Raw genomic sequence first — 26845 nt, 5'->3', positions numbered from 1 at the left:
TTTTATTTGGTTTGAATAATAATTTCGTCGCTTTTCAAATGTTTTGAAGAAGCTTTGAAATTTATTTTACCTGCTGTTTTTGATGCCTTTACAATGGCCAGACACATGCCACTAAAAGCTTTTCGGTAGCTGGCCTGAAAGGGCTCTGTTGTGGCTGCATTTCCGTTATCAACAGCAATAAGTTCGCCTGCTCCTTCGAGCTCAAAATTAACAAGATTATTGGCCATGGGGCAAAGATTGCCGTTTTTATCTTCAATGCGCACCGTAATATACGCGAGGTCTCTGCCGTCAGCATCGATCTCTTCACGATCAACCGAAAGACTTACCTTTGCCGGTTTTCCGGCAGTATTCATCTCTTTTTCGAGAATGGCTTTTCCGTTTTTATAAGCAAGCACTTTTAAACTTCCTTCCTGGTATGGCACTTCCCAACTTAAACGATAGGGCGAATCAAACATTTCAGGCTCGTATCGCAGGAATTTTACTTTCAGGGTGGTAAAATCTTTTCCTTTTACTCGTTTACCCAACGATTTTCCGTTTAAAAACAATTCTGCTTCATCGCAATTGGTGTAGCAATAAACCGGAATTGTTTTGCCTTCCATTCCTTTCCAGTTCCAGTGAGGCAATAAATGAATCATCGGCTCTTCTGTCCACTGACTTTGATACAGGTAGAAGCGATCTTTTGGGAAACCACATAAATCCACTGCACCAAAATACGAACTGCGTGCCGGCCAGTCGGCATTCCACATTCCATTGGTTGAGTTGTCTTTTCCTCCGTAGGGAGTTGGTTCGCCCAGGTAGTCGAAACCGGTCCAGATAAACTCACCCATGATGTGGGGATTTTTCTCGTGAAAATGAAATTCAATATCGGGTGGATACGCCCATGGCGGCCCAATTAAATCGTAACTACTCACCTGTTTTGATTCGTGTGTTTTGTATTTCTCAATGGGCAGATGATACACGCCCCTACTGCTGGTGCAGCTTGATGTTTCGCTGCCGTAAACCGGTAATTGCGGATAATTTTCGTGCACTTCGCTGTATTTGCTGGGTTTGTAATTCATTCCGGCAATATCAACCTGCTGTGCCATATTATTATCGTAAGGATTGGGGTAATTGTTAAAGCCGGCGGTAGTTGGCCGTGTTGGGTCAATTTCCTTGCAATATTCGTTCAGCATTTTGGCCATTCTCCAGCCGCCCTGCTTTAATTTCTGCTCTATAATTTCGTTACCAATGCTCCACATTACAATTGATGGGTGATTGCGGTCGCGTCGTATCATATCTTTAAGGTCGCGCTCGGCCCACTCTTCAAAAAATACATTGTAACCATTTTCAACCTTGGCCAGTTTCCACACATCAAATGCCTCATCCTGCACTATAATTCCCATCTCGTCGCACAGCTCTAAAAGTTCTTTTGATGGAGGATTATGACTTGTTCTGATGGCATTTACGCCCATTGCTTTCATTATCTGCAATTTGCGCTCGTCGGCACGTCGATATACGGCAGCCCCAAGCGCGCCATTATCGTGATGTAAACAAACACCTTTAAATTTTACCGGCTTCCCGTTCAGGAAAAAACCTTCGGTGGTATAGGAAATGGTTCGAATCCCAAAACGACTTTTATAGGTATCAACCACTTTCCCATTTTGCGTGATCGTAGTTACTGCCTCATATAAATTTGGTGTTTCCAAATCCCAGCGTTGTGGCTTATCAATATAACAAAACAAGCCTGACACTGTCGATGAGTTTGCCTCAATATCAAGGCTTTCGCTAATGTTTGCAGCCAACTTTCCATCAGGAGAAAAATATTCGTGTTTTATTTCAACCGTCACAACCTGGTTGGTTTTATTCTGTATGGTTGTTTCGTTTTGGATGGCAGCTTTTTCATCGGTAACCGTTGGGGTGGTTATGTAGGTTCCCCATTGTGCAACGTGCACCGGCTCATCAACTTTTAACCAGGTGTTACGATAAATTCCTGCCCCCGGGTACCAACGCGATGAAAGGTTCTGAGGAGTTAGACGAACGGCCACCACATTATCGTCGCCATTGTATTTTAACTGTTTACTTATATCAAATTCGAAACCGATGTAACCATAAGGCCGGCGACCAACAAATTCACCATTCACCCAAACATGTGCATCATACATGGCACCTTCAAACTCAATTCGCACGATTTTCCCTTCTGCACCTTCGGGAGTTTTAAAATGTTTACGGTACCAGCCAGTTCCATAAAATGGGAGACCTCCGCAACGTGCATTGTATTTTTCATCAAAAGGTCCTTCAATGGCCCAGTCGTGCGGCAAATCAAGATTTCGCCAGCCGGAATCATCAAAATTTATAGCTTCAGCCCCTTCAGCTCCTTCATTCAGAAAAAGCCACGATTGATTAAAATTATGGTCTTGTGCATATGCGGTACTGCAAACAGCGAATAAGAACAACAGTAGAAGTTTTAGAAATCCTTGATTCATTTTAAATTGGTTCATAGAAATTTTCTCTCATCAAAAATAGATGTTATAAAGCTTGAGATTGGGTTAAAAATTGATTGATTTAAGGGGGTAAAAAGTACATTGTAAACAAACACACCATTGCATGGCCTGTAATTATTGCTAATCTAACCTATCCGTTTCCATTTTCCTTAAAATCTACTGGTAAGGTTTTGGGTCAATTCAGCGTACCCGTATTGCTAACTTTTACTCATTTAACATTCCACTTTCGCCTATAAATATTCTTTTGCAAATAAGCCGGCAGCGTTTTCCAGGTACAATCCGGAGTTTTGTATCGAATCCTCAAAGCTTTTTGCCTGTGTCATCATTTCAGCCAGAAAGTCGATTTGGTGTTCTTTTAACTGAGCTTTGCTTAATTCGCTAATGCCGCAAAAAATGGCCAGTTTCTGTTTTTTTCTTGATTCCAGTACGCCTTTAATTACTTTGCCCGAAAAAGTTTGTTCATCGAATTTCCCTTCGCCGGTAATAATCCAGTCGGCATCGTTGGCTTGTTCGTTAAAATTGGCCACATCTTTTATCAGACTTGTTCCCGACTTTAACTCGGCATTCAAAAATAAAACACAACCGGCTCCCAAACCACCGGCAGCTCCGGCACCGGGAATACTTTGCAAATCTTTGGCAAACTGATTATTTACAACCGCATTAAAATTTTGCAGTCCATTATCCAGCTCTTCAACAACTTCGGGCGAAGCACCTTTTTGCGGCGAATAAATAGGTGCAGCGCCATTTGGTCCAAATAAGGGATTATCCACATCGCAGGCCACTTCGAATTTAAGCTCGGCCAATTCTTCGTTTACGTTTGCACTGTCGATTGAATGAAGTTGGTTTAAATCGCCGCCTTTACCTTCCAGTTCGTTTCCTGCGATATCGAAAAAGCGGAAACCAAGTGCCCGCGCCATTCCCATTCCGGCATCGTTGGTTGAACTTCCACCTATTCCAAGTATAATATGATTTGCGCCTCTGGTAATTGCATCCTTTATTAGTTCTCCTGTTCCAAAAGTTGAGGTTTGGAGCGGATTTAATTCTTCCGTTTTCAGCAAACGAATCCCGGACGCTTCTGCCATTTCGATAAAAGCCATTTTTTGTTCGGCAGAAAATAAATATTTAGCTTTCATTTTCCTGCCAAGCGGGTCGTTAACCATTACAGAAACGTATTCGCCACCGGTATAAAATTGCAGGGCTTCCACGGTTCCGTCGCCACCGTCGGCCAATGGGAGTTTCAAAATTTCAACTTCGCTGACATGTTTTTTTATGCCACGCTCAACGGCATTGCAAAACTCAATTCCGGTTAAGGAGCCTTTAAATTTATCGGGTGCAATTACGATTTTCTTCATGCATCCAAAATAAGTATAATTCTATAAAACCGGCCGAAAAGTAATTATGGGTAACTACTGTTTAATACTAAAATTATCTGCTTACCCCCAAACTTTCACTTTTGTAACTGAATACAATGTTTAAGTGGAATACAAAATGAAAACCCGAACTCGAAAAACGAGTCCGGGTTTTATCACTAACTAACCAAACTAAATTATAATGGAAACATTAATTGTTTTAGTATCCTGGATTTTGTACCAATGCAGGGTTTTTATCAATTGCATTCTGAGGTATCGGCATCAGATATCTTTTGTCGTCCCATTTATACACTTTACGCATATTTGTATACGGATCTTGCTGAAGTACATCACCTGGTTCCAATACATCGGCCATGGTGCTTGGTGTTAAATATTTAACAGAACCATCAGCTTGTTTTAACGGATAACAACAACTCATGTAACCACCTTTAGAAGGATCTGCAGGATCGATAAGTACACTTCCGTTACATACTTCGTCGGCAATTTCCCAACGACGGATATCCCAGTATCGGTGTCCTTCAAAAGCCAATTCCACCTTACGTTCTTGTTTAATACGTTCAAACATTCCTGCTTTATCAAGGTTAGGATAATTCACCTCAAGATTTGGCATATTCGAGCGGTTACGAATTACGTTCACGGCATCAAAAACTGATTGGTCGGGGCCATTGGCTTCATTTTGTGCTTCGGCATAATTCAAATAAACTTCACCCAAACGCAATACAATCCAGCTTTGTGTTGAGAAACCAAAATCGCCAACCGTTGCATCCGGATCCATAAATTTCTTCAAATAATAACCGGTAATGGTTGCTAAACCTTGCGCGTGTGGAGCGTCGGTATTTTTAATTGGCGCCCACATATTAGGATTATCTGCATCGCGTACCCAAGCAAAATCATAAGTACGTCCAAAGAAAGTTGTTCCGTGACGAATAACGGTTTGGTCTAAACGCGGATCGCGGTCGGTATATGGATCATGTGGATCGAAGCCATTTTCAGGTGTTGCAGGTAAACCACTTATCATTTCGTATGATGCAACCAAGTCTTCGGTTGGGTTATGCTGACCACCCCACGAACCGCGGTTACTTGGCGGACGAGAGAAATTATCAACAGTACCACCTTTATTCACTCCATCAAATAATATTTCAAAAAGCACCTCTTTTTGGTCTCCTTTTGATAAGAACAGGAGTCTGTAATCGTCTGCCAGTTCGCGGTCTGAGGCACCACTTTCAACTGCATCGATCACTTTTTTAGACATGGCAGCCGATTCGGCAAAGCGTTCGGCATGTAGCAACATACGTCCGTGGAAACCCCAAACGGCTTCTTTACAAATACGTCCCCATTGCATACCTGCTTCACCCATTTCCTTGGCATAAGGAAGCACAGCTGCAACGGCTTCAAATTCAGTATCAATAAAATTGTACACTTCTTCGGCTGTTGATCGTGCGATGTAAAGTGCTTCCGGGTCTGAAATATCAGGCACATCGGTAATTAATGGCACACCACCATACCTGCGAACCAGGTCGAAATAAAAGAAAGCGCGAAGAAAACGAGCTTCCGTTTTCATCATTTGCATAGCACTGCTTTCCGATAGAGAAGATTCGTCAACCCCCTGAATAAGCGTGTTACACTCGTAAATGGCTTTGTAGTTTTCGTTCCAGTTACCAAATTCACGGGCATTATTTGGCGTTTGACCGGCATTAACAATATGCCAGGCTTCTACATATCCACTTTTGTTGGCAACCAAATCAGTGGTACAATCTAAAAAGCTACGGCGTCCGTATCCACGAGCCTTATGACCTGTTGTTTCCCAACCAAAACCATTGGGCATGTAACTGTAAATATCATACAGAAAAGCTTCTGTATATCCTTCGCTTTCGAAAACCGCTGCACTCGATATCTTATTCAGCGGTTCGCTTTCGAGATAATCATCTCCACAACCTGTAAAAACAAAGGTTGCTATCGCTATTAAAAATAATATATTTAACTTCTTCATTTTCGTAATTTTAATCGATTAGAAAGTTACCTGAACACCAAAATTAACAGTGCGCATTTGCATATAATACCATGGATGTGTACCCATATCAGAAGCTTCCGGATCCCAGAAATCGATATTTGAGAAGCCTAACAAGTTACTTCCTGAAACAGATAAACGAAGTACATCAATTCCGGCTTTATCCAATACATTTAATTTTGGAAGCGTATAGGCAAACTCAGCATTTCTTAGTTTCAGGAACCAGGCATCGGTTAACCAGTAATCCGAATCGGCATCGTTATTACTTGAATTACCCTGGTAGCTGCGTGGCAACCAAGTGTCTTGGTTTTCTTCCGTCCAGGCGTCAGTAAAGGCATCAGGACCATTACTGTTGTTTACAAATGGCGATGGCTTGTAACGGTGCGTGTAACGGCTACCGCCCTGGAAATTTGCAGTTAATTCAAATCCTTTGTATTCAAAATAGGTATTAAACCCAAATACCAATTCCGGCATTCCACCACGGCCAATGTAAGTTCGGTCGTTTCCGTCAATTTTTCCATCCGGAACACCGTCAGGGCCTGAAATATCTTTGTATTTAATATCTCCAACCTGGTAATCACCAAAGTAGCTTTGGTCCGGCGAACTGGTAACATCATTTTCATCTTTAAACAGGCCATCAGAAACATATCCGTAACGTGAATTAAATGGGCGTCCGGTTTGTTTTAGTGCATCAGGCACATTAGCTGCTTCCGACATTTCAATAATTTCGCTGGTTGCATAAGTTAACGTTCCTTCCAAACTCATTGTAAATTCGTTGAAAGTATTTCGGTAACGCAATGCAGTTTCAAACCCACGGTTATCAACAATACCCACATTGTAAGGAGCAAGACTTGCACCAACTTCTAATGGAATATCTTTACGGGCAATTAACAAGTCTTCGGTACGTTTTTTAAACACTTCAAATTCACCCGAAAGTTTACCATCGAAGAAACCATAGTCTAAACCAAGGTTGTAGTTTTTCGCAGTTTCCCATGTAACATCAGGGTTAGGTATAACTCCCGGATTAACGGCTTGCTGGTATCCATCGCCGGTTATTGTTCCCGAAGGATTGCCACGGGTTGAACTAAATCCGAATAAAGAAAGGTACTGGTATGGACTAATGCGGTCGTTACCATAAATACCAAAGGCAGCACGAAGTTTCAAGTTTGAAAGCCAGCTTACATCAGCCATAAAATCTTCTTGCGAGATACGCCAGGCTGCCGAGAAAGCCGGGAACCAACCACCTGCATTATCTTTAGGGAAGTTAAACGACTTATCGTAACGTGTATTGGCTTGCACCAAATATTTGTCTTTATAATTGTAGTTAATACGTGCTGCGTAACCTAAACGTTTGTTTTCGTTGGCCGAACCATCGTTGGACACACGTGCTGTTGATCCTGCAAACATTTGGTCTAAGGCATCAGAAATAAACCCATCGCGGTAACCTTCCAGCCACTCGTTGTAATAATCAGAGTGTTCGAAAACAAACAAAGCACCAATGGAATGGTCGCCAAAATCTTTGTTGTAGTTTAATGTGAACTGACCAGTTTTGCGTGTTCTTTCGGTAAAACGCTGGGTGAGTTCTATTTCCGGAATGGATTGTTTTCTATCAGCAACCGGATCAGGACCGGTATAAAAAGTATAAGGAGTTTTGAATTCTTTTCTTTGATAATTTTCTCTATCGAAAGCATAAGTATATTTAGCTGACATACCTTCGATAAAAGGAACATTGTAGTTGAAGCTTAATGAGCTTTGGAAAACTGCACTTTTGTTACGGTTGTAACCCGATTCGTTAATATATCCAATAGGTGAAGCATTCAAACCATTCCAATGCAATTCCTGATTACCTTCAATATCAATATAAGGCTCAAAAGTTGGATAACTTTGGTTAATCATTCCAAAGTTCTCGTCTGCCGATTGACTTCTGTTATCCAAACGTCCGGCAATATTTAACGACATGCTTAAATCTTTAGTAATGTCGCCATCAATATTTGCACGAATGTTATAACGTTTATACGACGACAGGTCGTACATACCATCCTGGTCGAGGTATTCGAATGAAGTAAGGTAACGCACTTTGTTGCTACCGTTAGAGATCGTTATGTTATGTGTTTGAATAGGAGTGCTGTCGTCAAAACTTTCTTCCCACCAGTCGGTGTTGGTTCCTGTACCATCTTTGTAGCCTGCAATTTGCTCATCAGAATACAAAGGCACATAATCGCCGCCAGAAAGTTGAGCAGTGTTGTAAATAGCCTCGTTTAAGTGTGTTGCGTACTCGTACGAGCTCATGCGATCGGGCAAATACAATGGCGTTTGCACACCAAAGTTACCGGTGTAAGTAATTTCTGCTTGCCCTTCTTTTGCACGTTTTGTGGTTATAAGAATTACACCATTTGCACCTTTAACACCGTAAATTGCAGCTGAAGCAGCATCTTTCAAAATAGTTACGCTTTCAATGTCATTCGGATTCAAACGGTTCATTCCGCGTTCAATACCATCAACTAACACCAGAGGTGCGTTGTCGCCATCGTCGAATGTACTTTTACCACGAATAAAGAAATCAACATCCTCAGAACCCGGCTTACCCGTGCGCGACATGGCTGTAACACCAGTTACCTTACCAGCCAAACTGGCTGTTAAATTCGGAGTAGCTCCTTTTACCAACTGCTCACCACCTACGGTTGAAACAGCACCGGTTAAATCGGCTTTTTTCTGCGTACCATAACCAATGGCCACAACTTCCTCCAAACCAATAACATCAGACTTCAGCTGTGCATTAATACTTGTTTTTCCTGCAACGGCAAATTCCTGCGGCAACATACCCACAAAAGAAATTACCAATGTTGCATCTTCGGGTACCGACACGGTGTAGTTACCGTCAATGTTGGTAACCGTCCCGTTTGCTGTACCTTTTTCAACTACCGTCGCCCCCGGAAGTGGTTGCCCATCCCCATCGGTAACAGTACCTGTAACTTGTTTGGCATTTTGTGCCATAAGGCTGAAATTTAACAGTAAGCAAAAAATACTTATTGCCGTTATTTTCAGTCCTTTCAAAACAGATTTTGTTTTCATACGAAAAGTTTGATTAAATTATTACTAGATATTAGATTCTTAGAGTTGGCACTGGCCACTCTTATTTCTATTTGTTTATTTCATGAATACTGTATACATTTTTAAACAGCAGATTTCCTTACTACAATTTTTGTCCTTCTACTTCAGTCGCGTTAAGGCTTCTACATAGTAGTAATCAGCATAATTCAGAGGTTTGTCGATTTCGGCACCATGCGGAATACTGCCAACACTGTGTTTCAGGATAAAATGATTGTTGGTTCCGGTTTCGGCCAGGTAAGCATCAGAAGACAGGCTTTTTAGAATTTCGGTGGCCGGTGTTAAATAATCTTCTTCGGTGTATTCATCCAGCTCAATTAATGCTGAAGCAACAATGGCAGCAGCAGAAGCATCGCGTGGTTCGTTGGGAATTTGCGGTGCATTAAAATCCCAGTAAGGCACCAGGTCGGTAGGCAAATTTTGGTGCCTAAGATAAAACTCAGCAATTTTTTTAGCCTGATTTAAATAGTTGGCATCACGGGTATAGCGATAGCAAACGGTAAAGCCATACAATCCCCATGCCTGCCCGCGCGCCCATGCCGACTCGTGTGCAAATCCCTGAGCCGTATGTTTTACATTTACGGCACCGGTTTCAGGATTATAATCAACAACATGGTAAGAGCTGTTGTCGGCACGAAAATGGTTTTTTAAGGTGGTGTTGGCATGGCTGATTGCAACCTCTTTGTATTTATCATCTCCGGTAAGTGCCGAAAGCTCGAACAACATTTCCAGGTTCATCATATTATCAATTATCACCGGAAATTGCCAGCCTCGTTTCGCTTGCCAACCTCTTTCGGTATCCCATGATTTTATGCATCCAACTGTTGAATTAAAACGTTGTATCAGGCTATTTCCCGCATCAATTAACACTTGCTTGTATTCTTCGTTTCCTGTTAGCTGGTAGCCGGCTCCAAACGAATCGTTAAAGACAAAGCCCAAATCATGGTTGGTAGTCAAATGGCGGTGTTCAATAAATTTATTTTGAAAATATTCGGCTGCCTCTTTGTATTTTGTTTCGTTGGTAGAAGCATATACGTACCATAAAGTTCCCGGGAAAAAACCTTCCGTCCAGTCAAAGTTTTTCCCAACAAAACGTGTTTCGCCATTTTCTTCAACGGTACGTGGTATCCATTCGGCCTGGTAAGCATCGTGTAGTAATAAATCAAGCTGAGGCAATACCTTTTGTAATCCGTTTTCAGCATTTGCCACATTTTGATTGGTATCAGGTTTGTTCGTGCATGAAAGTACAGTAAAAAAAACAAACACTAAGAGAGCAGTTTTATGGTTCATAAATTAATAGTTTTAACAATTTGGTTTAAACTCGATTCAAAACTATACAGAAGAGCAACTACACAGGCGCTACAAAAATTCATTTTGAATCAACAATTATCCGGAATCATAAACCTTTGATTACGTGATAGATATGAACTAATTCCCACAAAAGCGCTGAACAATCTATCTATATTTTGAACAATTATACACCATGAATCTTTTTAAAAAGCGGTATACTTACATTCTGAAGCGACTATCTGACGGAACTATGCAAACAATTAAGCAAAGAAGTAAACTACTCACTGTTATTTTTCCCTTTCTGCTTTTATGGCTGCTCAATTTTTATACTCTGAGGGCTCAGGAGATTTCGTTTAAAAAGCTTGGTTTAGAAGAAGGCTTAAGCGAACTGGCCGGACTTTGTATTCACCAGGACCACTTAAACCGTATGTGGATTGGCACGCGAAACGGATTAAATTGCTGGGATGGAATACGCATGAAAACATTTTATCCGCAACGTGGCGACAGTACATCTCTTGCGGGGCACAAGGTTTCTGAGTTGCATCAAACCGATCATTACCTTTGGGCGCAATCGGGTAATCATCTCTCGCGATTGGATTTACACACACTTTCGTTTAAACGCTACAGTTTTAACGGGCTACTAACGTGTGGCAACTTCAACACTACCATTCTTGTGGCTACACGGGGCGGTTTGCTTATTTATGATAAAAGTTCTGAAAAATTTATTCCATACAAACTGGAAAAGCAGCCCTCGCCGGCTTTTAACGCTATTTACCAAGACAGGAACAAGGTTTTATGGCTGGCATCAAACAATGAAAGTAAATTAATAAAAGTAACAGCCGATAAACAGGAAATTATTGATGTGCCGGTTAGCGATAAGTTTATTGTTTACGATTTGTTTGTCGACTCCGAAAATAAGCTATGGATTTCGACCCGTTACCATGGCATTTTTGTTTACGATATTAATACAGGCGTTTTTAGTAATGTAAATCTGAATACTGCTCCCTACTTCGTTGAAAGCCTTTCAGTGCGGAAAGTTATTGAAGATAAAAATAACAGGCTTTGGGTTGGAACATTTAAAGGCCTTGCCGTTTTTGACAGAAAAGCGCAATCAACAACTTTTATTCGTTCGGGAAGTGGCGAATATGGCCTTACCCACAACTCGGTTTACAGCCTGTTCCTCTCCAACGATGATAACATTTGGGTAGGTTCGTATTTTGGCGGAATAAATTACGGACGGGTTGCCAACCAGGTTTTTACCCGATATAACAACCAAACCACTGGAGGCCCGAGCTACCCTGTTATTGGCGCTATGGTTGAAGATAATAACAATATATGGATTGCCACCGAAGGAGGCGGACTGGATTATTATAACCGTGCTGATAATACCTTTACCAACTATCCGTTTACCAACGACAAATACGGCCTGTCGCAAACCAACATCAAATCGCTTTACCTTACGCTCGACAATAAACTGCTGATTGGCACTTACCAGGGTGGTTTAAATATCTTCGATTTAAAACAAAAAACATTTAAACATTACAACAAACCCGGTTTTAAAGACCGCCCCTATCACGTTAACGATATTATTGAATATAATGGCTGCTATATTTTAGCTACCGAAATTGGCGTTATTAGTTTTGATATTCAAAACGAAGAATTCAAGCCTTTTATTCAAACCTCTGAAAATCTTTGGCCTGCAGAAACAATCGCCACCGATTTGTACATCGACACAAAAGGAATTCTATGGATTAGCACTGCCGGTAATGGCTTGTTTGCCTACAACCTAAGCGCAAAAACTTTAAAAAAGTATCTTAGTAACGAGTTCGATCCACAGAGTATTGGTAGCAACTCCGTTAATCAGATAATTGAAGATCACCGTTTCAGGTTATGGCTGGGAACCGATGGTGGCGGACTTTGCCTGTACAACCGCGAAACGGATAATTTTACCTCGTTTACGCAACAAAAAAACAATTTGCCCAGCGATTTTATCTACGGAATTTCCGAATCGCGTTTTGGCAACCTGTGGATTGCCACCAGCCGCGGCCTTTCGCGCTTTGATGTGGAAAACCAGTTATTTTTCAACTATACCAGTGCTTCGGGTTTTCCCTTGCAGGAGCTCAACTACAAAGGTCTTTTACTGACCAAAAGCGGAGAGCTTTTTCTGGGGGGAATTGATGGTTTGGTATCGTTTAAAGAGCGCGATTTGCTAATGGTTGACGAAAATCTTGAAGTAAATTTCTCGGGCTTATACGTTAACAACAAAGAAGTGCGTGCCAATGATAACACCGGAATTCTTTCTTCCGATATAGCCGTGGCCGAATCTTTTGTATTAAAACCCACACATACTGTTTTTAGCATTGATTTTTCATCATTTAACTACAACAATACCTTAAACAACAAATACCAATACCAACTTGAAGGTTTTAACAACGAATGGGTGAATGCCGAATACAACACATCGGTTACTTATACCAACCTTAATCCCGGGAAATATGTATTTAAAATAAGGGCAACCGATGTTGCCTATAACCCCATCACCAACGAAAAAGCCATTGCCATAACAATTAAGCCTCCCCTTACGCGTACCTGGTATGCCTATACCTTTTATGTGCTGTTGCTAGCCGCATTAATACTACTGTTTAATTATTTTTACCTGGGAAAAGTACGCCTTCAATATCAGCTAAAAAACGAACGTAGCGAAAAAGAAAGAATGAAGGAGTTGAACCAGTACAAGCTCAGGTTCTTCACAAACATTAGTCATGAGTTTATGACACCCTTGACCATTATTTTAAGCTCGCTTGAACATGCATTTGCCAAATATAAAATTCCGCCAAAGATACACTGGCACCTTAACCTGGCCTTACGCAATGCCAAACGTTTAAAAAATTTGAACTCCGAATTGCTTGATTTCAGAAAAATTGAACAGGGACACTTAAAAATAGAAGCACAAGAGAACGACCTGGTCCCCTACTTAAACGAAATTTACGAAGCTTTTAAAGAAATTGCCCATCATAAAAACATTAGCTACGAAGCCATAATTCCGAACGAAAAAATTATGGTGTTTTACGATGCCCGGCAAATGGATAAAGTATTTTACAATCTGCTTTCAAACGCTTTAAACCATGTCGAAAATAGCACAGGTAAGGTACAAATTAAACTTGAACACAATTCCGAAGCTGTTGAAATTGAAGTAAAAGATAATGGTGTTGGAATTCCGGGTGAAGACCTGGATAAAGTTTTCAACCGCTTTTTTCATCACGACTCGAAATACCAGCAAAATGCTTACCAGGGAAGCGGTATTGGACTGGCACTTACCCAAAGTATTGTGCAGGCACACCGAGGCCAAATTACTTGCGAGAGCGAATTAAACAGCGGCACCAGTTTTAAAGTAAAATTGGTAAAAGGAAACCAACATTTGGATGCAGATGAAATTAGCCAGAAGAAACGAAGTAACGCCTTTAGTATCGACAAGGAACTAATTGCTGTTTCGCAAACTGAAGAGCGCAACGAAACAGTTGCCCTACCTGCCGTAAACGAAAATGCGCCACAATTGCTTATCGTTGATGATAATCCGGAAATAAGAATTGCAGTTAAAAATTTGTTTGTTGAAAATTATCAGATTACCACGGCCAACGACGGGGCTGAAGGTTTGGCAATAGCACTTGAAAATCAACCCGACATAATTATTTCGGATGTATTAATGCCGAACATGTCGGGGTTTGAAATGTGCAAAAAATTGAAAAACAATCTGAATACAAGCCACATTCCTGTACTATTGCTAACAGCGCTCGATTCGGAAGAAGACCGGACAAAAGCTTTTAAACACGGTGCCGATTCGTATTGTACCAAACCTTTTAATTCAGAAATGTTGCAGGCTCGGGTAAATAACCTTTTCGAAAACAGGGCAAAACTTCAGCAAAAATTTAGCACCGATCCGGCAGCCAGCACCAAATCTATTACACAAAATAAAGTGGATAGCGACTTTCTGTTGAAAACCACGACCATTGTTGAAAACAACCTGCTGAACCCTGATTTTAATGTTGATGAGTTTGCTACAGAAATGAATATGGGACGAACCATTTTCTACTCAAAAGTAAAAATGATTACGGGACAAACGCCTAATGAGTACATTCAAACCATACGGCTGAAAAAAGCTGCCGATATGTTGGTAAACGATACCAGTAAAAATATTTCGGAGGTAGCTTACGACACCGGTTTTAACTCGCCACGCTATTTTGCCATGGCTTTTAAAAAACACTTTGGAGTAAATCCTTCGCAATATGTAAAACGTTAAATCAGGGTTTGCTTCCCAAATTACTTTTTCAGTCGCAAGGCCAGCTGTGTTTTGTAAAGCGATGGTAAATTCATATTCTCATTCAAGCCCTCTACATAAATCCATTCGTCGGCCCGGTCTTCGGTGTTGTGCTCAATACTTAAAGTTTTTTCGGGATGATGAATACCTACCAAAATGGAGCGTAGGTATTGCTTATGGCAGTCGATATGAAATTCATTTTTAAATCGCTTTGGATCGCGCCATATCCATGAATAAAACAGCTCGTTGTACCCATCATCGTCGAAGCCTGCCATTTTCAAGCCCCAAAAGGTATTGTATTCGCTGGCATGCGGAATATTTTCAGGGGCGCCGCCTCCGGCCATTCGGGTCAGGTTTGTGCATTCCTCGTATAGATTGCAGGCAGGCGGCGAAAAATCAGCGCCTCCAATTCCATGCAAATCAACAGGAACCGGGTGAGTGTGATTTATTTTGCGGTACACATTTCCAAAACAACAGCCCTCCAGGCCCGGGCCATGCGTATATTTTGCCTGCACATCAATGTTATAAACCAGGTTATCGCTTGAGTGGTACATTTTGGGGCCATAATGCCCATCGTAACCGGTAAGCGTAATAGCCGATATGCTAATATTGCGGCTGTTAACAAGGTGCGTGGTTTGCACGTAATTATTGATGTGCAAGTTGCGTATCCAGCCATGTGCAACTCGCTGCAGGCAAACAGCCCCCCAACCATAATCGTGTTCGCGGGTTAAGTGGTGCTTGTACCCGCCCTGGTAATCACATTCAAACCGAAAATGCTCTATTCCCACATTTTTAAGCATTGGAACACGGCAAACAAAAGCTTCAAACTGTGTTAAAATATCGCGGCGCATGGCTTGTTTCATTTGCACTTCTGTATCCGAAAGTATTTTGTCAATCTCAAGGAAATACTGAAATGATGGCCTGCGGTTCTTGCCTGCGTCCAGGTAGCTGCTCATAAAATGATCAAACTTCAGGGGAGCCATCAGGTGGTGCATTAAATCGCCCTCATCACTCGTATTTCGCATGGCTACCACCAAAATATCGCCGGCCTTTAAACCTTTGGTTTGTGCCAATTCAAGCACATTTTCGCCTTTTGGCGCATCCTTCATAAGCTTTGAATAAACGGGCAATTCATCAATATCAAAAAAATTGTTGGTGCTTTGTAAGCTCAAACCAGTGTGAAAAACAAAAGGCGATAACCAGGGCGAATTTTCCTCTGTCTGCGTGGTTGGAGTGTGGCTGTGAATAATCGTTCCATCGCTCTCCATTCCGGCACCACGCATAACAATGTTGCTGTAATTAATTCTGATAATATCCTGACGGGTTGTGTCGCTATTCACATCAAATTGGCCTTTCGGAAATAATACCACTCCCCCGCCGGCTTTACCCGCTGCATCAACCGCCTTTTGTATTGCTTCAGTATCATCAATACTGTCATCAGCTATCGCTCCGTAGTCTTCAACGCGAAAAACCGGACCATTAATTGTTGGCACTTCTTTCTCGCCATAAGCATAACCGGCATACGAAAAGTCGGGCAAAATACTTTTACTGCCATTTTCAATAAAATCAGTTAACAATTTTGCTTGTGTTGCATCGGTTGTTGTATTCTGTTTACAGGCACAAGCCATAAGAAACAAAGCAAGAGGGAGCAGTAGTTGTGAAGTTTTTTTCATAGCTGCAATTGATTACGTTTATCAAACAAAAATAGATAATTGTTTTGCTGAATTTAGAAGTACAAAGCTGCAAGCAGAAAAAGGCAAGCAGAAAAAAACTACGTAACAATCTATACAGCTTAAACTTACATTCAAAAAGGCAATATTCACCTGCATAATCCTACCCACTTTTTGAACAATTACACACCTAAAAAAATACCTGTATCCAATATCTTTGCAATAACATTTAAATTAATTGAAACACATGCAATACCTAAAACTAACACTTGTAACCCTATTATTTACTATTTCATTCTTATCGTGTTCGCAAAAACACACAAGACAAGAACAACCCAATGTAATCTTTATTTTTCCCGATCAGTTCAGAAGCTACAGTCTTGGCTTTTGGTCGCAGGGCGATAATGCCAAACATTTGCAAGGGCAACCAGACCCTGTAAGTACACCCAATCTGGACAAACTAGCCAACCAGGGTGTTGTTTTTAGTCGTGCCGTAAGTAATTTCCCCCTGTGCAGCCCTTATCGCGGAATGCTTTTATCTGGTTTGTACCCCGACCTTAATGGTTTAACTTCCAACTGCAGAGCCGATCGGGAAGTACAGCTGCGCACCGATGCTGTTTGTATTACCGATGTTTTTGCTGAAGCGGGGTACAATGTGTCGTATTTTGGGAAATGCCACTGGCAAAAAACCGAACCACTTTTTGACAAAGACGGGAATTATGTGGGAAGTTTGGAAGAGCCCGGTGGCCATTTATTAAACCGTTACGACACTTATGTTCCTCCTGGTCCCGATCGTCATGGAATAGATTATTTTTTCCAGGCCTTGAAAGATGAGCATTTTAACCCGCGTGTGTTTTCGAACGACCCTGGAGCAATTGAGGGCAAAAAAGATGGCGAATTGTATATGCCTAAACGATTTTCAGCAGAAATTGAATCGGAAAAGATTGTAGAATATCTGGAAAACAACCGTAAGCAACGCGATCCGGATAAACCATTTTTTATGATTTGGTCGTTAAATCCGCCACACAACCCGTGGACGGAAGAAAGCACCTACATGCAGTTTTACAACCAATACACCAACAATGGAGTGGTTGAGCTGGGAGAATTGCTGACACATAAAAATGCCGACCACGAAGCAGGCGATTATGCAGCTTATTATTTTGCCAACGTTAGTGCCGTTGACCATTTTATTGGCATGGTACTTAACAAACTGGAAGAGCTAAACCTGCATAAAAATACCATCATTTGCTTTTCGTCTGACCATGGCGAGATGTTGGGAAGTCATGGACACCAAGGCAAACCTTACCCTGAAACGGAAGCTTTTAATATTCCGTTTATTGTAAAATGGGGCGATAAATTAGAACACCGTGTTGAGGATTTAATTTTAAGTGTACCCGATGTTATGCCAACTATTTTGGGTATGGTGGGCCTGGAAGAAAAAATTCCGTCAGAAGTGCAAGGAGCAAACTATGCTGACGCCATTTCGAAACCTGGCAGCCAGAAAAAACCCACAGCTGCACTCTATATCGATTATAAATCGCGCGGAGTGTATACGGGCAATCAAACTTTGGTTGTTTTGCTTAATGAGGACGGCCAAACCGAAGTTTACGGTTACGATAATATAAAAGATCCAAACCAACTAAACCGCATCCCTTTTACTAATGTTAAAAACGGCCCGGAATTAAAAACAGAATTAGAACACCTGCTTAAATCGACCAACGACAAATGGTACACCGAAAACATTTGTTCGGATTTTTTGAACTATAACGAATAGGCTGAAAGCCTTATTTAATTCAGCCCCGGGCAACGACCGGGGCATTGATAATAAATAAACTGCACCCTGCAAGGGCAACTAAAATCAGCTGGACTTTCAGCCCGCATTAAATATTAATCAATTGTACCCAAGGTGTTTCCTTGGGCTGAAATAAATTGTCCTTTCAGGACGAAAGACCTATAAAATGAAATACCTGATATCAACTTTACTATTTTTTAGCCTATTTGCTTTTACACAACTGTTTGCCCAAGTAGCTCCGTTTAAAGTAATGGAAGATTTTGAAGAATTGCCAACTTACTTAAAAGCAACTGGGAAAGTATCAATAGATGCGAAGCGTTTTAAATATGGAAATTCAGCATTGAAGTGGGAATGGCAGGGTAATGACCGACTAATTTTTAATACAGAAATTGGCTATCATCAGCAGGCCATAGTTACTGATCTCTCGAAACTTGCCGATGGACATGGAGGTTCTGTAAGCAATCCGGTATTAGAGCCACCGCGCGGTTTCTTTATCTACATTTATAACGAAAAAGCCAGTCAGCAACGCATACGTATTCAGTTTGGTCGCAACGAGTTAGTAGACTGCGAATTTGATTTCAACCTGAATTTTACAGGCTGGCGAACCTGCGCTGTTGGCTACGACCGTGGCGATATGCGCGGCGTTCCAAACGAAGAGATGAACCGCGTAACCATTAACGCACCGGCAAGTGGCTCTGGCACTTTTTATTTTGATATGATGGGCACTTCCATAACCATGAATCCCAGAACAGTGCAGGCCAACCCACAGCTACCTGAAATCGACCGGCATCCGCGACTGGTTGCTCAGTACCCGCATTTGTTGTACGAATTCAGCAAGTATCGACCAACTTTTAAGCTTGAACCACTAACGGAAGAAACCTTTGCCGACTTTCGAAAACTGGAACAAAATGTAAACGACATCTTTTTTCCGGAGCACGAGAAAGCCAAATACACCGATGACAAAATTGAAAAAATAAAGCAGGATTATGAGGCTTTTGAAATTACCCGCGATGGTGACGCCATTTATGGCCGGCCACTGATTTACAACCGGATTATTGGCGATTATTTTACTGAGCTTCCGGGCACTTCAAAAGAAAAATTTGAAGGAATTAAAAAATGGCGACCAGAGTTTGGCTACACCTTGCTGGATATGGCAAAATTATATAGCTATACCAACTCGCCAACAATTAAAGCCGAACTGGAGAAAATGTTTATCAACCTGTTTGATTATGCTGTTGACCAGGGTTTTGACACCGGTGAAGGTTTGGGCTGGATACACCATTATTCCTACATCATTCGTGAACAGGCACCGGCATTTTACCTGATGCGCGATGTGTTGGAAAAACACGGCAGGCTGGAAAAAGCCATTGAAATTTGTCGTTGGTTTTATGCTTTTAACCAGGTATATAACGAAGAATATGTGTACGAAATTAAAGGACGTAAAGCCGCCAATGCCGACGAAATACAAGGTCTGGTTCCGCAAAAATTGCTGGTTGCACTTATGCAGCCCGATTCACCAGAGAAAGCCCGCGACATTAAACATTTTAGTTCGTACTATTCAAATATTATTACGGCATATGCCAACGCACTTGATGAAACCTATAAACCCGACGGAACTTTTTTCCACCATGCCGGCCATGCTTTTGGTTATGGTGGAAGGGCGGTTTATGGGGGTGTAGCAGCAGGCTATTTGCTTTCGGGCACACAATATGCCGCAACAGAAGCAGCCTTCCAGCGCATGAAAAAAGTTACAAAAAAACTGATGGCCTGCCTTTTTACCGATAACCTGATGGCACCAAAAGCCTTTGCCAATATTCGGTTTGAAAATTATGGTTTGCCCCGCGAATTCTATACCATTCCGGCTGTGCTGGCCTGCTCTGCACCAGCTTTCGATACAGAAATGGGAGCCTTGTACAACGACATGCTCCAAAAGTATACAGGCGACCGGGTAGAAAACCACGACTTCTGGAAGAAAAAAACAAACGCACAAATGACGAATACTGCGCCGTACACTTATGATCAAATCACTCAACTACCCTATTCGTGCGTAACCCTAAACCGTCAGGCCGACGACTGGATGATTGTGCTGCGAACCCACTCAAAATACGTGTATCCTTTTGAAAGCTGGGGAAAATCGTATTTTGGATTCCCGCTTTTTATTGCCAACGGTTATCTTGACGTTTCGTACCCGGAAAGCCTCGACAGCCAGACACCGGAAGAAGGCTACTGGCACGAAGGCTACGATTTTCGCCGATGGCCGGGAGTTACCAGCGTACGTTTGCCTTATGAAAAAATGCTTACAGACCCCGGACAGGTGCGCGATGAAGGCGGTGAATACCTGTTTAGCGACCAGGCATTTGCCGGTGGCGTTGCAACCACTTACGGAATTGGTGTTAGCGTCTTTCAGTATAAAGGCCACGATAAGTTTAACTTACAAGACTTTACAGGCAAAAAATCCTATTTTTTCTTCGGTAATAAAGTACTTTGCATCGGAACAAATATTACAAGCAACTTAACAGATTACGATGTAGAAACCACCCTTTTTCAAACAGCATTAAAAGCTAAGTCGGAGAAAATAACTACCTCGTGGGAAGGCCCGGTAAGCACCTTCCCCTTTGAGAAGTATGCGACAAAAAACAGTTGGGTTATTGACAATCGGGGAACCGGATTTTTAGCAATGAAGGACACAGAATTTCAGCTTATTAAAAGCACACAAACCAACCCGCAGTTTCAAAACAAAGGCGAAGTTTCGGGCGATTTTGCCTGTGCTTTTATCAAACACGGCAAAGCTCCAAAGAATGCCGCTTATCAATACCTTCTTGTCGCCAATACTTCAGAAAAGGAAATGAATAGCCTGGTTGAAAATGCGCCGGTATCAGTTATCCAGGCTGATGAAAACGCACACATTGTTAAAATACCTTCAGAAAAAGTTACGGCTTACGCGGTTTACAAAAAAGCTGGATTAATCTTTAAGAATGGTCCGATTACATCGATTAACAAACAAGCCACTTTTGCGGTAAAGGAAAGCAAGGGACAGCTTATTTTAGCAGTAGCCGATCCGGATTTAAATATTTACGACGGACAAGACGACCTGTTACCCGACGGAAGCCGCACCGAGCTTTCGGTTTACGAAAAAGAATGGTTCTTTTGGCCCAGCCGCCCTAACAAGGTGCAAATTACTCTAAATGGAGAATGGAAAATAGAAAAACAACTGAAAGAAATGGAAACAGCGAAAGTGAAAAATGCCAGAATCATTTCAGTTACAAATAACCAAACTATTGTTGAATTTGAGTGTAAAGATGGTTTAAGTGCCGAAGTGCTTTTTAAGGAATTGTAAATCAGCTGATAATTGTGGTAAAAAAGAGGGGCTCTTTTTTAAAAATACCCCTCTTTCTATATTCTTACTTTTTGATAATTTTCCCCGAACTGATACGATTATTCTGAACAATTTTAAATACATACAGTCCGCCCGACAAATCTGACACATCAACCGACTGCGATTGATTTGTTCGGATATTTTTCACCAGCATCCCGGTTGATGAAAATAACTGAAAATGAAAATCATCGGTATTGCCACTAAAATAAAGCTTATCAATTGCCGGATTCGGGAATACTTTAATTTCATTTTTTTCAAACTGTGTTGTGCTTGTAATGTTGTTCACCACCAAATACACAAAATCCGAATAACGGCCATCATCCGAAGTTACCCAAATTTTTACTGCACCCTCTTTTTGGCCGGTTACCAAACCATCTTGTGTAACAGTAGCAATGCTTTCATTGGCCGATTTGTAGATAACGTTCCCCGCAGTTTCGTTTAAAGTAAGCTCCAGTTGTAAAGTAGCAGCCACTTTTATTTTGGCCGTTCCGGGGCTAACCCGAATTTTACGCGATATTGTACCCTGAGGGAAATCGCCACGATAAAAACCACTACCCATTACCGAAAGCCAAAGCGTAGTTTCGTCGTGTAAATCAAATTCAACCTGGGTAATTACATTGGGTTGCCCCATTGTGCGGTTGTTTTTACTCCAGGTAAGGCCACGGTCGCGACTCACAAAAATGCCGGGATTCTTTGCCAATGTGCCTTGAGACACAACTAACAGGTTGTGGTCGAATGGCGACACATCAAAGTTATCCATAAACGGCGCTTCAAATATTTGGGTCCAGGTTATACCATAATCATCGCTGTAAAAAACACCACCGTTATCGCCATTTGCAGCGCGCCGTCCTGCTGTTACATACAATCGTCCGGTGTGGTCGAAACACACATTGTTTATTCCTTCCAGATTATCGGCAACCGGTATTTCGGTCCAGCTTTGTCCGCGATTAGTTGAATGGAACAAACCTCCTTGGGTTCCAGTCTCCTGGCTCCATGGTGCTGCTACAAAAAGTGAAGCACGCGTATCATCGCGCGGGTCAAATTCAATATCGCGTACCCAAACTTTGGCAGGCATACCTGCATTACTTGGTGCGAACGACAAACCGGCATTGGTTGATTTATGGAAACCACCTTCCTTGTCTTTGTCGGGGCCATCGGTTCCGCTTCCGCCACCCGAGCCGGCAACTTCGGTTACGGCAAAATACATGTTATCCGGATTAACCGGGTCGATGCGTAAATGATTGGTGCGCATCCATTCTTCTGCTTCGGTAGCTTTCCCCCAATCAACCCAGTTTTCGCCACCATCAGTCGATTTAAAAATCCTGTCCAAATCCTTTTGGCGCATCGAAGTGGTATAAACCGTATTTTCATCCCAGGGATGTGTTGTTACTGCAAAAACACTTTCCTGGGTACCTTCAATAAATTTGGCAGCTTGGTTACCATTGCTTCCATCGTTGGTTGTTCGCCAAAGGTTGTGCTCGCCCGAGCCGCAATACAAAACTCCTTCACCTAAACGTTTGTCTTGCCACAAACACTGCCCGGGCAGATTACTGTTGCCAGTGCCCATAATATTTCCATTGCCGGTATAGGTTTCGTCCACCTGGTTAAAAGTGGCTCCACCATCCGTACTTAAAAGCGTGTTGTGTGCATATAAAATCATTACATCGCCGCGCGAATTAACGGCTGCATACCTTAACGAACGCAACGGATAGTTAACTCCCCATTGCTGATTGGTTGGCTTGTGGCCGGTTACTACATTATCGCTAACCGGGTTATTGCGTTCTTGCCAGTAACTTTGGTCAGCTTCCCAGGCTGTTGCGTAATCGCGGGCCGTGTTAATCCAGCTTTGGCCTCCATCTGTGGTTTTCCAAAGTCGGCCCGGAATAATGGATTGCTGCACCTGGGCATCGTAAAAACCAAGGTATAAGGTATTTTCCTGGCTTGGATCTACGTTAATCGAATTAAAATATTGCAATGCTTTTACCGGTTTAACGGGGTATTGCTGTTGGGCTTCAGCAACCGTAATGCCAAACCAACGGGCAATATACAGGTAATAGTTATAGGGCACCCCACCTGTTAAACGGTTAATATCGAGGTAAATATTCCCGTTGATATTTTGCCATGTATTACCATTATCTTCTGATTTAAAAATACCCCCGTCGCAACGTGTACTGCTTCCATTAGGATAGTAGCGCACCTGGTCGGCAACATACAACACAAACTTTCCGGTGCCTGCATTGTAGTAATAATCCATGTTTATGATGGTGTTATTATCTAATTTTCCCTCACCAATATTGGTCCAGTTTTGGCCCCCATCCACCGATTTATACAGGCCATAATTAGAACCTGCAAAAACCATATTGCTGTTTTCCGGATGAACGATAATTCGCGAGAATTGCGCTTTTGCATCTATTCCGCTGGTCAGTTCGGCCCAGGTGGCCCCGGCATCGTTGGTTTTCCAAATGCGCCCCATATTGTTGGAATCCACTCCCCGTGGATTCTCGGCGTTGGCATCTTTTGTTGATCCCCAAAGCTGTTGCTGCCCGCGGCAAAAGTTTCCGGCCCCAACATACCATGTATCATCGTTAGCCGGGTCGATGGCCACTGCTGACACTTTCCGGTACCACGAGCGGGTGTCGTTACCTTCGGCATCGTTATCGTACCAGGGGCAGTGTTTAATGTTTTGCCAGTGGCGCCCGGTGTCGCTGGTCGTCCACAAACGTGAACTTTCAATGGCAATACCAAAGGCAGCAGTTTTTGTTGAATAAAAAGCATCGTATAAGCGGTAAAAACTGCCATCACCATCAATGTCTTTTATGGTGTACCAGCTTTTTCCGTTGTCGTTGGTTTGATAGGTATTTCCCATATCGGGCGAGGTAATACACACATCGGGTAGTGTTGGATGGTAACGCAAGAAATTAACAAAACCTGAATTACCCGGGCCAAACTGCTTCCAGGTAATCAAACTATCCGATTCCATGCGCTCATTCTTCACTTTGTACATGTATTCCTCGTAGTAGGTTCGTGTGGTAAAATTCCATACTTCGCCCGTAGCCACCACACCCATCGAATCTATCTCATCAACGCGCCAAAAGTATTGGGTTTCGTTTTCCAGGTTGCCCAGGTTATAAAAATTAGAGCTTAAACTATCACCGCGCAATTCCAGTTCGTTTTCTGAAGTACCAAAATAAAGATTGTGAGCAATGGCACCTTTCCCACTCTGCCAGTTCAGTGTTGTTGTAGTGGTTATTCCTGTTGCATTGTTTTCGGGTGTTGGGCCCCATGCTTCCGGGGTATCAACCACTTTTACCAGGCTTACATCATCGAAATAAAACCAGGCGCTTTCGTCGAGCCAGGGTACTTCAATAAAAGGTAAAAAGCCGGCCATTTCTTTACCGGTCTGAAACTCAATGGCAAGTTCCACAAATCCATCTTTTGCTGCGGCCTCGATGGGCACCGAAAAATTGGCAAAATTCTGATTGCCAGCCAACTGTGTACCTTCGCTAAAACGCAAATCGAAGGTTTCGCCCGAGCGATCGGTATCGGTTTTATAATAAAACGAAAAACGATAGCTGGCATCTTCAAGCGGAGGAAAGGCTTCGCAACGAAAAGTGGGTTGGTAATTTTCTGCCGAGCCGGTATACACTTCATACGAAAGTTTTAAAGCCCGCTCGCCGCTATTTACATTTTCGCTTTCGTAATCAAAACGCATATGTGGCCAAATGCGCCAAACGGTTTCCCAGTTTAATTTGTAATAAGCGCTGTTATCTCCATCAATTACGCCTTCTTCAAAACTTCCATCAGGAATTAGATTTGATTGTGCGTTAACGCTTAACGTGAGGGCTAAAAATAAAAATGTAATTAAATTCTTCATTTCAAATCTTCTCTACAAACCAAATATGTCACTTGGTATTTCTTTTAATTCAATTTTAAAACAAAGTGGATTTTTTGACTTAAAGGACTTTGGAACTTCAATTACCAGTTCATTATTTTGCTGAATCCACTTTATTTCTTCATTGCACCCCAACAAAGTAACTTTTACGATAGGGTCGTTTATAATTCGGTCTTCGGCACCTAAAGCATCCAGTTCAACAACTTTTCGTTCGTCCTGTTCCAACCAAAAGGCATAAATGTTTTGTCCTTTTTGGGTGTAACGAAAATCGTTTGGCGTAAATCCTTTTTCGTGAATATTGGCATGCAAGCGCATTTCGGCATTGCTTGGCCCCTGCCCAAAAACCGTAAACGGAACCGTTTCGTAAATGCCCTCGCCATTTGTTTTTAGCCAGCTTCCCATTTCGCGAAGAATAGCTTGCTGGTCATTGGGAATAACACCATGTTTATTAGGTGCAACGTTTAATAAAAGTACCCCATTTTTACTCACAATGTCAATCAAATCCTGCAGGTACTTATTGGGCGAGCGCATTTCGTAGGGTTCGCAGTACCCCCAGCGCCAGCCACCCAAACTCATATCGGTTTGCCAAACTTCGCTTCTTATCCGGTCCAGTTTTCCGCTTTCCAAATCTAAAACCGCAGCACCGTCAGGCACCGGTTTCCATTTAATATTTTTGTAATTCAACACTACTTCCTGATTATTTTTGAGGCCTTGATTGTAATAGTTAGCCAGAATTTTTTTGCGTGCTTCTTCGTAGGCAGGTTCGCAAAAACCCAGGTCGAACCACAGCAAATCGGGCTGGTAACTTTCCATCATATCCATGGTTCTGTTGTACCAGTTTTCTACCCACTCTTTGGTGGCCGGCTCCCAACGGTCATGGGCTTTCCAGTAAAAATCTTCCAGCTCAGGGTCGGTGGTTTCAAATTTGTCTTTGTAAGTCCACCAATGCCAGCCATAAGCGTAATGCGACGATGTGCCCACTTTCAGCCCTTGCTTTCGCGCCTCAGAAAAAAGCTCTCCAACAATATCAGTTTTCGGTCCCATGTTCACTGCATTCCACCGCGTTATTTTCGAATTATACATGGCAAATCCATCGCAATGTTCTCCAACCGGCACTACATATTTTGCACCCGCCTCAACAAACAGATCAATCCATTCTTTGGCATTAAAATCTTCGGCCTTAAACTCCGGAATAAATTTGGTATAACCGTAATCTTCAGGCTTGCCAAAATTCTCGACATGATATTTGTAAGCACTTGATGGTTGCTTGGCCGGATTCCCCAACGCATCCACTTCACCCTCGTTCCACATATGAAAGCCATACCACTCGGCACCGTTTGCCGGGACTGTTGTAGGCCCCCAGTGGATAAAAATACCGAATTTGGCATCTTTATACCATTGCGGAATTTCGTATTGCAAAAGCGATTCCCAGGTAGGGTCATACTTTTTTTGTGCACTTGTTACGCTCACCAACTGAACCAGAATAATAACTAAAATTAATCGAACCATTTTCTGAATTTTCTTTTTTCAAAACTACAATCTTC

At 42.1% G+C, this 26845-nt stretch carries 11 protein-coding genes; 3 read left to right on the top strand and 8 right to left on the bottom strand.

Features of this window, described 5'->3' with window-relative positions; all coding sequences use genetic code 11:
- Nucleotides 1–2 precede the first annotated feature (2 nt).
- The 5 genes from galB to QZ574_RS02985 form a co-directional block, all read right to left on the bottom strand.
- Nucleotides 3–2462 (bottom strand): beta-galactosidase GalB, encoded by a 2460-nt coding sequence (gene galB / locus QZ574_RS03005; RefSeq protein WP_297086629.1) that lies wholly within the window; start codon nt 2460–2462, stop codon nt 3–5.
- A 248-nt stretch (nt 2463–2710) separates the two neighbouring features.
- A complete protein-coding gene (locus tag QZ574_RS03000; protein ID WP_297086627.1) occupies nt 2711–3832 on the bottom strand; it encodes a glycerate kinase in 1122 nt (373 codons plus the stop codon).
- 217 nt (nt 3833–4049) lie between these two features.
- Nucleotides 4050–5840, bottom strand: a complete 1791-nt coding sequence (locus QZ574_RS02995) for a RagB/SusD family nutrient uptake outer membrane protein (protein WP_297086625.1) — start codon at nt 5838–5840, stop codon at nt 4050–4052.
- 18 nt (nt 5841–5858) lie between these two features.
- Complete coding sequence (locus QZ574_RS02990; RefSeq protein ID WP_297086623.1) at nt 5859–8930, bottom strand: TonB-dependent receptor; 3072 nt, start codon at nt 8928–8930, stop codon at nt 5859–5861.
- Between the two features lie 138 nt (nt 8931–9068).
- Nucleotides 9069–10256, bottom strand: coding sequence for a glycoside hydrolase family 88 protein (locus tag QZ574_RS02985; protein WP_297086622.1), 1188 nt, complete (start codon nt 10254–10256; stop codon nt 9069–9071).
- Between the two features lie 193 nt (nt 10257–10449).
- Between QZ574_RS02985 and QZ574_RS02980 the strand changes: the two genes are divergently transcribed.
- A complete protein-coding gene (locus QZ574_RS02980; protein ID WP_297086620.1) occupies nt 10450–14553 on the top strand; it encodes a two-component regulator propeller domain-containing protein in 4104 nt (1367 codons plus the stop codon).
- A 20-nt stretch (nt 14554–14573) separates the two neighbouring features.
- Here QZ574_RS02980 and QZ574_RS02975 read toward each other — a convergent pair whose 3' ends face one another.
- On the bottom strand, nt 14574–16244 hold the full coding sequence (locus QZ574_RS02975; protein ID WP_297086618.1) for a glycosyl hydrolase family 28-related protein: 1671 nt from the start codon (nt 16242–16244) through the stop codon (nt 14574–14576).
- 244 nt (nt 16245–16488) lie between these two features.
- On the opposite strand from QZ574_RS02975, the gene QZ574_RS02970 reads away from it, so the two are divergent.
- Together QZ574_RS02970 and QZ574_RS02965 are read left to right on the top strand one after the other, a co-directional pair.
- Nucleotides 16489–18015, top strand: a complete 1527-nt coding sequence (locus QZ574_RS02970; RefSeq protein WP_297086616.1) for a sulfatase — start codon at nt 16489–16491, stop codon at nt 18013–18015.
- 184 nt (nt 18016–18199) lie between these two features.
- Entirely contained in the window at nt 18200–21370 is a 3171-nt protein-coding gene (locus QZ574_RS02965; RefSeq protein ID WP_297086614.1) for a chondroitinase family polysaccharide lyase, read from the top strand.
- Nucleotides 21371–21434: 64 nt separating this feature from the next.
- Here the strand turns inward: QZ574_RS02965 and QZ574_RS02960 are convergent, their stop codons facing one another.
- The gene (locus QZ574_RS02960) at nt 21435–25283 is read right to left on the bottom strand and encodes an Ig-like domain-containing protein (RefSeq protein WP_297086611.1); all 3849 of its coding nucleotides are present in this window, start codon (nt 25281–25283) and stop codon (nt 21435–21437) included.
- A gap of 12 nt (nt 25284–25295) precedes the next feature.
- The gene (locus QZ574_RS02955) at nt 25296–26810 is read right to left on the bottom strand and encodes an alpha-L-fucosidase (protein ID WP_297086609.1); all 1515 of its coding nucleotides are present in this window, start codon (nt 26808–26810) and stop codon (nt 25296–25298) included.
- Between the last annotated feature and the right edge of the window lie 35 nt (nt 26811–26845).

Source organism: uncultured Draconibacterium sp., from assembly GCF_913063105.1.
Classification (GTDB): Bacteria; Bacteroidota; Bacteroidia; order Bacteroidales; family Prolixibacteraceae; genus Draconibacterium.
The sequence above is the reverse complement of the archived record's forward strand: the minus strand, read 5'-3'. Positions and strand labels throughout refer to the sequence as shown.

What these genes read in the sequence shown, in the direction of transcription:
- QZ574_RS02985 (WP_297086622.1), bottom strand. Translation starts at nt 10,256, where the DNA reads ATGAACCATAAAACTGCTCTCTTAGTGTTTGTTTTTTTTACTGTACTT.
- QZ574_RS02975 (WP_297086618.1), bottom strand. Translation starts at nt 16,244, where the DNA reads ATGAAAAAAACTTCACAACTACTGCTCCCTCTTGCTTTGTTTCTTATG.
- galB (WP_297086629.1), bottom strand. Translation starts at nt 2,462, where the DNA reads ATGAATCAAGGATTTCTAAAACTTCTACTGTTGTTCTTATTCGCTGTT.
- QZ574_RS02980 (WP_297086620.1), top strand. Translation starts at nt 10,450, where the DNA reads ATGAATCTTTTTAAAAAGCGGTATACTTACATTCTGAAGCGACTATCT.
- QZ574_RS02970 (WP_297086616.1), top strand. Translation starts at nt 16,489, where the DNA reads ATGCAATACCTAAAACTAACACTTGTAACCCTATTATTTACTATTTCA.
- QZ574_RS02955 (WP_297086609.1), bottom strand. Translation starts at nt 26,810, where the DNA reads ATGGTTCGATTAATTTTAGTTATTATTCTGGTTCAGTTGGTGAGCGTA.
- QZ574_RS02965 (WP_297086614.1), top strand. Translation starts at nt 18,200, where the DNA reads ATGAAATACCTGATATCAACTTTACTATTTTTTAGCCTATTTGCTTTT.
- QZ574_RS02990 (WP_297086623.1), bottom strand. Translation starts at nt 8,930, where the DNA reads ATGAAAACAAAATCTGTTTTGAAAGGACTGAAAATAACGGCAATAAGT.
- QZ574_RS03000 (WP_297086627.1), bottom strand. Translation starts at nt 3,832, where the DNA reads ATGAAGAAAATCGTAATTGCACCCGATAAATTTAAAGGCTCCTTAACC.
- QZ574_RS02960 (WP_297086611.1), bottom strand. Translation starts at nt 25,283, where the DNA reads ATGAAGAATTTAATTACATTTTTATTTTTAGCCCTCACGTTAAGCGTT.
- QZ574_RS02995 (WP_297086625.1), bottom strand. Translation starts at nt 5,840, where the DNA reads ATGAAGAAGTTAAATATATTATTTTTAATAGCGATAGCAACCTTTGTT.